This window comes from Pseudomonas sp. S2_A02, from assembly GCF_054668495.1.
In genome coordinates this window covers 1310852-1321703 of the sequence record NZ_CP162776.1, presented here as the reverse complement: position 1 = coordinate 1321703, position 10852 = coordinate 1310852, and the positions used below count along the sequence as shown (strand labels likewise).

13 protein-coding genes and 1 tRNA gene are annotated in these 10852 nt (G+C 54.8%); 10 read left to right on the top strand and 4 right to left on the bottom strand.

Features of this window, described 5'->3' with window-relative positions; all coding sequences use genetic code 11:
- The first annotated feature begins 58 nt into the window (after positions 1-58).
- The 7 genes from rpmI to AB4O41_RS05860 all read left to right on the top strand — a co-directional run bounded on the left by rpmI (position 59) and on the right by AB4O41_RS05860 (position 4981).
- Complete coding sequence (rpmI, locus tag AB4O41_RS05890; protein WP_002553160.1) at positions 59-253, top strand: 50S ribosomal protein L35; 195 nt, start codon at positions 59-61, stop codon at positions 251-253.
- A 28-nt stretch (positions 254-281) separates the two neighbouring features.
- Complete coding sequence (rplT, locus tag AB4O41_RS05885; RefSeq protein ID WP_007905879.1) at positions 282-638, top strand: 50S ribosomal protein L20; 357 nt, start codon at positions 282-284, stop codon at positions 636-638.
- 109 nt (positions 639-747) lie between these two features.
- Positions 748-1764 (top strand): phenylalanine--tRNA ligase subunit alpha, encoded by a 1017-nt coding sequence (gene pheS, locus AB4O41_RS05880; RefSeq protein ID WP_007905876.1) that lies wholly within the window; start codon positions 748-750, stop codon positions 1762-1764.
- A gap of 26 nt (positions 1765-1790) precedes the next feature.
- Positions 1791-4172, top strand: coding sequence for a phenylalanine--tRNA ligase subunit beta (pheT, locus tag AB4O41_RS05875; protein WP_460146668.1), 2382 nt, complete (start codon positions 1791-1793; stop codon positions 4170-4172).
- 3 nt (positions 4173-4175) lie between these two features.
- Entirely contained in the window at positions 4176-4478 is a 303-nt protein-coding gene (ihfA, locus tag AB4O41_RS05870; RefSeq protein ID WP_002553164.1) for an integration host factor subunit alpha, read from the top strand.
- Positions 4459-4815, top strand: a complete 357-nt coding sequence (locus tag AB4O41_RS05865) for a MerR family transcriptional regulator (RefSeq protein ID WP_003179985.1) — start codon at positions 4459-4461, stop codon at positions 4813-4815. Before ihfA ends, AB4O41_RS05865 begins: the two co-directional genes overlap by 20 nt.
- Positions 4816-4904: 89 nt before the next feature.
- A tRNA-Pro gene (locus AB4O41_RS05860) sits at positions 4905-4981 on the top strand.
- An 89-nt stretch (positions 4982-5070) separates the two neighbouring features.
- Here the strand turns inward: AB4O41_RS05860 and AB4O41_RS05855 are convergent.
- Positions 5071-6183 carry a phage integrase Arm DNA-binding domain-containing protein gene (locus tag AB4O41_RS05855; protein ID WP_460148297.1) on the bottom strand — a complete coding sequence of 371 codons (1113 nt, stop codon included), beginning with the start codon at positions 6181-6183 and terminating at the stop codon, positions 5071-5073.
- Positions 6183-6395, bottom strand: coding sequence for a hypothetical protein (locus tag AB4O41_RS05850; protein WP_045060620.1), 213 nt, complete (start codon positions 6393-6395; stop codon positions 6183-6185). Before AB4O41_RS05850 ends, AB4O41_RS05855 begins: the two co-directional genes overlap by 1 nt.
- Before the next feature lie 149 nt (positions 6396-6544).
- On the opposite strand from AB4O41_RS05850, the gene AB4O41_RS05845 reads away from it, so the two are divergent.
- Entirely contained in the window at positions 6545-7186 is a 642-nt protein-coding gene (locus AB4O41_RS05845) for a hypothetical protein (RefSeq protein ID WP_460146667.1), read from the top strand.
- A gap of 19 nt (positions 7187-7205) precedes the next feature.
- On the opposite strand, the gene AB4O41_RS05840 is transcribed toward AB4O41_RS05845, so the two are convergent.
- Positions 7206-7802, bottom strand: coding sequence for a hypothetical protein (locus tag AB4O41_RS05840; protein ID WP_460146666.1), 597 nt, complete (start codon positions 7800-7802; stop codon positions 7206-7208).
- Positions 7803-8421: 619 nt separating this feature from the next.
- Between AB4O41_RS05840 and AB4O41_RS05835 the strand changes: the two genes are divergently transcribed.
- The gene (locus AB4O41_RS05835) at positions 8422-8751 is read left to right on the top strand and encodes a hypothetical protein (protein ID WP_460146665.1); all 330 of its coding nucleotides are present in this window, start codon (positions 8422-8424) and stop codon (positions 8749-8751) included.
- Positions 8752-8762: 11 nt separating this feature from the next.
- On the opposite strand, the gene yejK is transcribed toward AB4O41_RS05835, so the two are convergent.
- Positions 8763-9770, bottom strand: a complete 1008-nt coding sequence (yejK, locus tag AB4O41_RS05830; RefSeq protein WP_460146664.1) for a nucleoid-associated protein YejK — start codon at positions 9768-9770, stop codon at positions 8763-8765.
- A gap of 117 nt (positions 9771-9887) precedes the next feature.
- On the opposite strand from yejK, the gene AB4O41_RS05825 reads away from it, so the two are divergent.
- Complete coding sequence (locus AB4O41_RS05825; protein ID WP_460146663.1) at positions 9888-10829, top strand: hypothetical protein; 942 nt, start codon at positions 9888-9890, stop codon at positions 10827-10829.
- The last annotated feature ends 23 nt before the right edge of the window (positions 10830-10852 follow it).

The window sequence follows — 10852 nt, the reverse complement described above, 5'->3', positions numbered from 1 at the left end:
AATAGGGCACGGCAGGCCTTCTGATTATGTTTATCAACTGAATGCGGAGTATCCGAACATGCCAAAAATGAAAACTAAAAGTGGTGCTGCTAAGCGGTTTTTGAAAACTGCTAACGGTATCAAGCACAAGCACGCTTTCAAGAGCCACATCCTGACTAAAATGTCGACCAAGCGTAAGCGTCAACTGCGCGGTAGCAGCTTGCTGCATCCGTCTGACGTGGCAAAAGTCGAGCGCATGCTGCGCCTTCGTTAATTTTAGTCAAGAATAGAGGAAGTAACTCATGGCTCGTGTAAAGCGTGGCGTCATTGCCCGTAAACGTCACAAAAAAATTCTGAAACTTGCTAAAGGCTACTACGGCGCTCGCTCGCGCGTATTCCGTGTTGCCAAGCAAGCGGTAATCAAGGCAGGCCAATACGCCTACCGTGACCGTCGTCAGAAAAAACGTCAGTTCCGCGCTCTGTGGATCGCTCGTATCAACGCTGGTGCACGTATCAACGGTCTGTCCTACAGCCGTTTCATCGCCGGCCTGAAAAAAGCGTCCATCGAGATCGACCGTAAGGTTCTGGCTGATCTGGCAGTGAACGAAAAAGCGGCGTTTGCTGCGATTGTCGAGAAAGCTAAAGCCACCTTGGCTTAAGTACCCCCGACAGTCACCCGGCCTCACCTCTGTGGGGCCAGGTGTTAAACGTCATAAATAGGGGAAGAGCCTTCAAGCTCTTCCCCTATTTTGTATCTGGAGTCTGTACATGGAAAACCTGGATGCGCTCGTCTCTCAAGCACTAGAGGCTGTGCAAAGCGCTGAAGATATCAATGCCCTGGAGCAAATCCGGGTTCACTACCTTGGTAAAAAGGGCGAATTGACTCAGGTGATGAAGACCCTGGGGAATTTGCCGGCAGAAGAGCGTCCGCAAGTCGGCGCGCTGATCAACGTTGCCAAGGAGCGTGTCACAGAGGTTCTCAATGCCCGCAAGGCACTGTTTGAAGAGGCCGACCTGGCCGCCAAACTGTCCGCCGAGTCCATTGACGTGACCCTGCCTGGCCGTGGCCAGACCTCCGGTGGTCTGCATCCGGTTACTCGCACTCTGGAACGTATCGAACAGTTCTTCACCCACATCGGCTACGGCATCGCCGAAGGCCCTGAGGTCGAAGACGACTATCACAACTTCGAAGCGCTCAACATCCCAGGCCATCACCCGGCCCGGTCGATGCATGACACCTTCTATTTTAATGCCAACATGTTGCTGCGCACCCATACCTCACCGGTACAGGTCCGCACCATGGAATCGAAACAGCCGCCGATCCGCATTGTCTGCCCAGGCCGTGTGTACCGTAGCGACTCGGATATCACTCACTCCCCGATGTTCCACCAGGTCGAAGGCCTGCTGGTCGACCGCGATATCAATTTCGCCGACCTGAAAGGCACCATCGAAGAGTTCCTGCGCGTGTTCTTCGAAAAAGAACTGGCCGTGCGTTTCCGTCCTTCGTACTTCCCGTTCACCGAGCCATCCGCTGAAGTCGACATGGAATGCGTGATGTGCAGCGGTAAAGGCTGCCGGGTCTGCAAACAGACTGGCTGGCTGGAAGTCATGGGCTGCGGCATGGTTCACCCGAATGTGCTGCGCATGTCCGGGATCGACCCGGAAGAGTTTTCGGGCTTTGCCTTCGGCATGGGCGTTGAGCGTCTGGCCATGCTGCGTTACGGCGTGAACGACTTGCGTCTGTTCTTCGACAACGACTTGCGGTTCCTCGCGCAATTTCGCTAGTCGTAACGAATTCTTAGGAGAGCAGGATGAAATTCAGTGAACAATGGCTGCGTGGCTGGGTAAGCCCGCAGGTAAGTCGCGACGAGCTGGTTGCTCGTCTGTCGATGGCCGGTCTTGAGGTCGATAGCGTTACGCCGGCCGCCGGTGAATTCAGTGGCGTGGTGGTGGGCGAGGTGCTGAGCACCGAGCAACACCCGGACGCCGACAAGTTGCGTGTTTGCCAGGTCAGCAGTGGCTCGGAGACCTTCCAGGTAGTGTGCGGTGCGCCAAACGTGCGCCCCGGCCTGAAGATCCCGTTCGCGATGATCGGCGCCGAACTGCCGGGCGACTTCAAAATCAAGAAAGCCAAGCTGCGTGGCGTTGAATCCAACGGCATGCTGTGCTCCCAGGCCGAGCTGCAAATCGGCGAAGGCAACGATGGCCTGATGGAATTGCCGGCCGATGCACCAGTCGGTCAGGACATTCGTGAGTACCTGAGCCTTGACGACGCGAGCATCGAGGTCGACCTGACCCCGAACCGCGGTGACTGCCTGTCGCTGGCCGGTCTGGCCCGCGAAGTCGGCGCGCTGTACGCCGCCAACGTCACTCGTCCGGTTGTTGCTACCGTTCCGGCCGTGCACGATGAAGTGCGTTCGGTTGAAGTACTGGCACCGGCCGCGTGCCCGCGTTACCTGGGTCGTGTGATCCGTAACGTCGACCTGTCCAAGCCTACGCCGCTGTGGATGGTCGAGCGTCTGCGTCGTGCCGACGTGCGCAGCATCGACGCCGCCGTCGACATCACCAACTACGTGATGCTGGAACTGGGTCAACCGCTGCACGCCTTCGATCTCGCCGAAATCAATGGCGGCATCCGCGTGCGCATGGCCGAAGAAGGCGAGAAGCTGGTGTTGCTCGACGGTCAGGAAGTCAGCCTGCGTAGCGATACGCTGGTGATTGCAGACCACACACGTGCCTTGGCTATCGCCGGCGTCATGGGTGGCGAGCACAGCGGCGTCAACACCGCGACCACTCGCGATATTTTCCTGGAAAGCGCGTTCTTCGACCAGATTGCTGTCGCTGGCAAGGCTCGTTCCTACGGCCTGCACACCGATGCCTCGCACCGCTATGAGCGTGGCGTGGATTGGCAACTGGCCCGTGAAGCCATGGAGCGTGCCACTGGCCTGCTGCTGGAAATTACCGGTGGCGAAGCGGGTCCGATCATCGAGACCGTCAGCGAGCAGCACCTGCCGTCGATCGCGCCGATCACCCTGCGTGCCCAGCGCATTACTCAGATGCTGGGTATGGAAATGGATTCGGCCGAAGTCGAGCGTCTGCTCAGCGCCTTGGGCCTGGCCATTTCTGCCGATGGGGCAGGGCAGTGGCGCGTTGAAGTGCCAAGCTTCCGTTTCGATATCAGCCTGGAAGTCGACCTGATCGAAGAGCTGGCCCGTCTGTACGGTTACAACCGTTTGCCGGTTCGCTACCCGCAAGCCCGTCTGGCGCCGCAAGCCAAGGCCGAAGCGCGCAGCGATCTGCCTGAACTGCGTCGTCTGCTGGTGGCTCGTGGTTATCAGGAAGCGATCACTTACAGCTTCATCGATCCGAAACAGTTTGAGTTGTTTAATCCGGGTGTCGAGCCGCTGCTGCTGGCCAACCCGATTTCCAACGACATGGCTGCGATGCGTTCGTCCCTGTGGCCTGGTTTGGTCAAGGCGCTTCAGCACAACCTGAACCGTCAACAGGATCGCGTCCGCCTGTTCGAAAGCGGCCTGCGCTTCGTCGGTCAGCTGGAAGGCCTGAAGCAAGAGCCGATGCTGGCGGGTGTGGTGTGCGGTAGCCGTCTGCCGGAAGGCTGGGCACAAGGTCGCGACGTCGTGGATTTCTTCGACGTCAAAGCTGATGTGGAAGCGGTACTGGGCTTCGCAGGCGCACTGGATTCGTTCACTTTCGTGCCGGGCAAACACCCTGCGTTGCACCCGGGTCAAACCGCGCGCATCGAGCGTGAAGGCCGTTTGGTAGGTTTCGTTGGCGCGATCCACCCTGAATTGTCGAAAACCCTCGGTCTCGACCGTCCGGTCTTCGTATTCGAGCTGGTTCTGGCCGAAGTGGCTTTGGGCAAAATGCCTAAATTCCAGGAGTTATCGCGCTTTCCTGAAGTGCGTCGTGACCTTGCACTGCTGGCGGATAAAGACGTTGCGGCCACTGCCGTACTGGACGTAATCCGTGAAAATGCAGGTGAATGGCTGACAGACCTCAGGCTATTTGACGTGTATCAGGGTAAAGGCATTGATCCTGATAGAAAAAGCCTCGCAGTCGGCTTGACCTGGCAGCATCCATCGCGCACTCTTAATGACGATGAGGTGAATACCACGACGCAAAATATCCTCACCTCGCTCGAACAAAGGTTGAACGCCACGTTAAGGAAGTGACGTATGGGGGCTTTGACGAAAGCTGAGATGGCGGAACGTCTGTATGAAGAGCTGGGCCTGAACAAGCGGGAGGCCAAGGAATTGGTCGAACTGTTTTTTGAAGAAATCAGGCACGCTCTTGAAGACAACGAACAAGTCAAATTGTCCGGTTTCGGCAATTTCGACCTTCGGGACAAACGCCAGCGGCCTGGCCGCAATCCGAAAACGGGAGAAGAAATCCCGATCACGGCTCGCCGTGTGGTCACCTTTCGTCCAGGGCAGAAGTTGAAGGCCCGAGTTGAGGCTTATGCTGGAACCAAGTCATAACGACGAACTACCCGTCATCCCGGGCAAACGCTACTTCACCATTGGTGAAGTCAGCGAGCTATGTGCGGTAAAACCGCACGTGCTGCGCTACTGGGAGCAGGAGTTTCCTCAACTCAACCCCGTCAAACGCCGCGGAAACCGCCGGTATTATCAGCGCCAGGACGTGCTGATGATCCGGCAGATCCGCGCGCTTCTTTACGATCAGGGGTTTACCATCGGCGGCGCACGCTTGCGTTTGTCCGGCGATGAAGCCAAAGACGACACCACCCAATACAAACAAATGATCCGCCAGATGATCGCCGAGCTTGAAGATGTTCTGGTGGTGCTCAAGAAATAAATTCCTGCTTTTAAATACTTCCAGTTTTCAAAAGCTTGCGATATATTCTTGAGCGTTCCTCGAGATGAGGGACAGATGTAACGCCTAGTCGGGGCGTAGCGCAGTCCGGTAGCGCACTAGCATGGGGTGCTAGGGGTCGAGTGTTCGAATCACTCCGTCCCGACCATATTTCCTGAGTAAAATCAGGCAGTTAAGCCGATCAGATAGATCGGCTTTTTTGTGCCTGCGCAAAACCCGCGCAAAACTTGCGCAAAACTACCCGCTGATTTCGCTAATATTCAGGTCTGGAATTGCCTCCGACCAGACGATTTCTGCGTGGTCTTTCTGGTAGTTCTTGGTCATGCTCTCGCTCGCATGGCCAGCGATTTTCTGCCCGTCCTTTCCGGCTTTTTGGTACAGGTGCAGCGACAGCGCCTGCACTTCGTGGAAGCCCGGCATTTCCTCTTCCTTCCATCCTTTGTAACAACCTGCCAACTCCCGAGCCTCCTTGAAGGCCCGCGTCAAATACCGCTCTTCAACCTGCGTCCAATGATCCTTCGTCTGCGCCTGTTTCTGTTTCAGGCGATCGGGACGGCGATGGACCAGGTACGGGGAGGCGATATCATCCCGGCACCGGCTGATCACGGCCTGAAGTTCTTCGGTCACCTTGAACCGGATCCATGCCGCATCACTGGCCTTGGCCGTTTTCTGTTGCACCACATACAAATACCCTTCCCGAACACCATCGAATCGCATGTTGAGGATGTCGGTGCGGCGCTGCGCGGTGATCAGTGCAAGGTCGATAGCGTTCTGCAGCCAGACCGGCGATTTCTCGCGGATGGCTTTCAGGCCTTCAATCGTGTGCCGTTTGCGCTGCTTCTTCTCGATCCGGTTGATGGTGCTGGCCGCCGGGTTATCTGGGCACAGACCCTTGGCCGCTGCGTGGTTAAAGATGTCGATCAGCAGGGCCCGACACTGGTTGGCCGTGCGCGGGGTGAGGGCGTCCAGCATCTCCGCGATCATGCGGATGGTGATCTGGTCGATGGCCTTTCCTTCGAAATGCTTCCGGAAACGCCGAAAATGCACCGCGTACAAACCTAGGGTCCCCTTGGCCAATTCGCGCGGCGGCAGTACGTCGCGCTCGTAGGTATCGAGGAACCCCGCGAACGATTCAGATGTGCTACCCAGTACGGCGCCGATCAGGTCAGCGCCGCGCATGAACTCCAGGTTCAACTGCTTCGCGGCGTCGATCGCCTTGATTCGGTCGGTGCCGAACTGAAACCACTTACCGTCGGTAGGCCGCCGGTAGCGATAGGTCGAGCGCCGCGAATCGAAGTACAGGTTCTGCGGGAGGCTCTTGTTCGCCTTGTTGCGCGGCCGTGGGACCATCATGCAGCTCCTTTCAATACCATCGCCACTAGATCATTGCCGTCCGAGCGGTTGAATGCTGTCCAGTCAACGTACCAGAGTTTGCCTATCTGCTCGCCGGGTACCACGCCGTTGCGGATGTGGTTGCGGATCGCCTGGGGGCATTGCGGGGTGCCGTTTTCGCCCCAGCGCCGACGCTGGAACTCACTGATCTTGATCAGCTCTCGTTTCATTGGGTGCTCCATGCCGCGCGTGGCGGCAGAAGGTGGAGGGGTTACAGAGGGGCAGGTTTACTATCTTTTGGCGATCTTTATGCTTCTAGATTTTTTTTGCTCCAAGGATGTATCCTCTTTAATCGCTTGACCAACAAGGAATGTTTTAATTGAATAATCCCTTATCAGAAAAAACGGTCCGTTACTCAGTAACGTTGCTTTGGGCACTTTTATTTCTTAGTTCCAGTAGTTGGGTTCTTGTCGGATCAGTAGCGTACTGGGTGAAGAACGGATGGTTACCTCCAGATAGTGCAGGGTGGGCGCAAGCAATCGGTGGGTTACTTGCAGTCATAGTGGCAATAGCGGTGCCTTCCTATCAGAGTTACCAACAGCAAAAACAGCTTCGAGATAAAGACGTTAAGGGCCGTCTCGATGGCCTGCAAGCAACAAGAGCGTTAATGGATCATTTGCTTGGCGTTCAGAAGCGACTGCGTACCGCACTCTTGGATTTTCAGTATCGTAGAAGTCTGACCACTTCACTAGATGGTGCCCGTGCTTCCGCGCACAATGCTAAGCAGTCTGCTGCGATGCTAAGAGAGCTATCGGTAGTGGCGTTAAGTGTTGAGATGGTCCATTTTATGGTCGGTATGCGAGAGATTGCTAACTATGGAGAGTTTGCGGCCGGGTTTCTAGACAATCCTCTTTTAGTTGTTAGTCCGGATGTTATTAAGAAGCTGGATAATCATACAAAGCTTTTGCAAAAGTGGATTGATGAGCTGGATGATTTAGAGCAGGAGCAATTTTTTTCTTAGTAAGTCTTGTCGATGCGCTTCATGCTGACACCTTCGGTGTATAGGTCAGCGTGCCGTCGAGGATCGCTTCCTTGATCGCGTTGAACTCCCAGGCGTAGTACTGCGAATCGACGTAGACCCGCATGCCTTTGCGGTAGTCGTGTTTCTTGCGCCGGATGAACGCCTCGGCGGCGTCCTTGGTGAAGTGCGCGTTGACGTACTCCCAGGTCTCTTGCCATCCAGTGATGCTGTGCCCCTCCAGATCGCCCAGCACATACCACTGATCAGACTCGTCGGCCTTCATGAACTGGCAGCTCGACCAAGCCTGCATCGCCTTGTTTAAAGCAGTGCGCTCGTCATGATCCTGATCGGCCCAGAATTCTTCCGGCGAGAACCATTCGCCCTCGTTGCAATGATCGATCAGCACACGATTGTCGCTGTAGTCGGTATCAATGCCGTAGATGATGCGCTTGGCCTGTACTATGAAGATTGCGTTGGCGGTGCAGTGATCTCGCACACCTGCACCAACGCAGTCATGGCGCAGGCGTTGGACGAAGTCGGTCCAGGTGGCTGCTTCGAGGTCAGCACCGGTTGCCACGCTCGCTTGCGGCTCGGCCGGTTTGTTTCCTGTGGGCATGGGGCGTCCTATGCCGGGTCATGCCCGGGCGGTGGATAGTTGTTATGGGTTCAAGTTGTGGACTGAAGTCAGCTCAAGCTGACATGATCAATGTCTTTTGAGTGGGGCACGCTGTTGTGGAGAGAAGGACTATTGGGATTGTTTTGGCAGTTGGGCTCGCTGGTCTTGTCGGCAAGGGAATGATTGATAGTCACAACAATCCAACCGCCAAAGTCACTCCTAGCTACAGCGTTGCTCAAGCACAGGTCGCGCCAGTTCAAGCATCTCCCCCGAGGGAAGCAACCAAGGCTGAAGATTCTGAGTTCAATCATGATCTCTCACATGCTCATAGCAGTCGGAACCTAAGCAAGGCGGACCTGGCATGGCATGCGCTAAATACCTACGGCTGGGACTGCTCGGAGGTTGTTGCTGAGAAGCTGCAACCCACGGAAAAGTACTCAGTGATAACTTGCTCCAGCGGCCTGAAGCTCAGAGTATATCTTCGGAGTGACGCGCACCCGATCATCCGCAATATGAAGGGCGGCTATGACTGAGTCTGCGGCAGAGTCATAGTGGATCATCGCCGGCTGGCGTGAAGTGTGTTTGTGGGCTATTGCTTGATGGCCTGGCATGGAGCCAGATGAAGGAGATCGAAATGGTCGGAATTACCCAGCTTTCTGAGTATCACCGTGCTTACCGAGCAGCGCTTGACCTGCACAGGCTTTGGGATGAGTCAGATGATCGAGCGCTAACAGAACTGTACGAGCGGCTTATCAGTAGGCTGAAGCCGTTGATGGATAGCGTTGGCGGTGAATGGTCCCGCAAAGCTGATTTGATTAGGCACTTGGGGTTCATTAAAAGAAACCTTGAATTGAGCGACAGGTCGCTTAGCACTGGTGATGCTCGAGATATTGTCTTCTTCGATATGCCCGCACTTGCAGACCATCTTTTAAGCCAAGCCGCGCAATAGGTGAGAGGAGGTCAGGCGGCTGCGCGCTTGAGTTGGTCGGTGAGCTGGATAGGCAGATTGCGCAGAGTCAGCTTGCCGCCTGCTTCGTCGAACTCAACTTTCGAGCCAAGGAGGTGCTGCTCGAAGCTGATCGACAGGCCATCGGCCCGGCCGGTGAAGCGCCGGAATTTGTTGAGGGTCTTCTTGTCTGGTGGAAGTGAGGCGGAAAGACCGTAGTCCTTGGCCTGGATGAAGTCTGCGAAGTTCTTCGGCTGATCTTCATCGAGCAGTTCGGACAACTCGTCGAGGGTGATTGCCTCGCCCATCTTGGCTTGGGCCATCGCGTAACTGACCAGCGTGTTGGTCTTCTCTCGAGCAGAATCTTCGCCCAAGTCTTCGCTTTCAACGAAGTCGCTGAAGGCCTTCAGCAGAGTTCGGGTTTCGCCCGGACCGTCAACCCCTTCTTGGCAGCCGATGAAGTCGCGAAAGTACTCGGTGACGCGCCGGCCCTTCTTCGCCTTGAGGAACGACAAGTATTGCTTTGAGGCCGGGTTGTTTTTCCATTCAGACAGATTGATTCTCGCAGCAAGGAAAATGCTGTCGAGATCCAGGCGCCGAATTGGCATCAGTGTTAGGCCGTCAGTCACGACCACCGCTTCTGTTTCCTGCACCAAAGCGACGACCAGATAATCGGTCAGGCCTTGCAGGTAATGGCAGAAGAGTACGTTGCCGCCAACCGTCAGGCAGGATTCTTCCATTAGCTTTTGTAAGTGCTCGACGGCCGTGCTGCTGAATTCCATAAAATCATCAGTACCAGCCAGGTATTTGCCGAGCCAACCGCTGAATGGATGGGCGCCGGATTCAGCATGGAAGAAACCCCAGCCTTTCCCGGGCTTCGCGTTGTAGCTTTCGTTGAACTGTTGAATCAGCTCGTCGCGGGCCTGGCTTTCGATCAGTTCGCCGGCGCTGCGGTGAAGAACTGCGGGATTGCCGTCGGGCTTCTTGTCGATCTTATGAATCACGCTGTGGAGAACAGGCATTGCTGTTACCTCGGGTAGGCGCCGCCCTCCGTGACCGGATGCGACAATGGTGTAGTGGCAATTTAATTTCGGTTGTGTTTGATTGGAGCGAAGCGCTTACAAAAAAAAGGAAATGTCATGGCTGACGGTAGGAACAAAACACCACAAACAGGTGCGAGTAATAGGATCAAGCACGCTCTACTTCTTCCAGGGTGGAGCTTCTCGAATGGCAGCCAGGCATTGCTCAGGCAGACAGGAAAACCTGTCCTAGTTTCTGAGTATGATGTCGAAATGAAAGGCAAAATTTTCTGCCCAGAATGTTGCTGCCCATTGTTTCGCTCCCCAGAAGATGAGGATGCAAATAAAAGGGGACGAAGTGCTTTTTTTGCACATAAAAGAGGAATCAAGACTGAGTGCAGCCTTAGGACAAAGCCGGCGGTAGGAAAAAATTACACGACCGAGGAAGAGGCAAACCAAGCTATTGTTGATGGTGCGCTTGTCGTTATTAAAGGCTTTATGCAAAGCCGGCCAATTTCACCAGACATCGAATCCAGTGTGTATGACCAAACGAAGGTCGAAGACCAAAATGGCGAATTGTCAGAGGTGCCAATTAGCCGATATCGCGGTAAAAAATTTACAGTGCCTAGCGTTTTGACATCTGTTGCAGGGATCTGTAGAAAATTTGATTCAAATCTATATAAGTACTATTACTTTCCAGAAGCTCAGCATGCTCAGCTTCTAGTAGACGCTTTAAGGCCGGTGACTCCAGCCACTGATGTGACTGAGCACCCAGTTCTTATCCATGGAGTTATTACGAGTGTCGGTGATGCAGGTAATAACCCATGGAACGTGCGATTTGTATTTTTGAAGTTTTCGTCCAACTTGGGTTATAAAGACTTCAGTCTAAAAATTTCAGTTGCCGACGGTGATCATCATGGCATCAATAAATCTGCCGTCGGCCGGACCGTTATAGCTTATGGGCGAGTGCGACAAAGCGGAATTGGGCTTGCTCTTAATGAATTAAAGTGGGGGGAAGTTGCGTTGCTGCCTGCTAAATATGTCGAAATTTTAAATTCGTGAGTGTCCGTCATTGTGCAAACCGA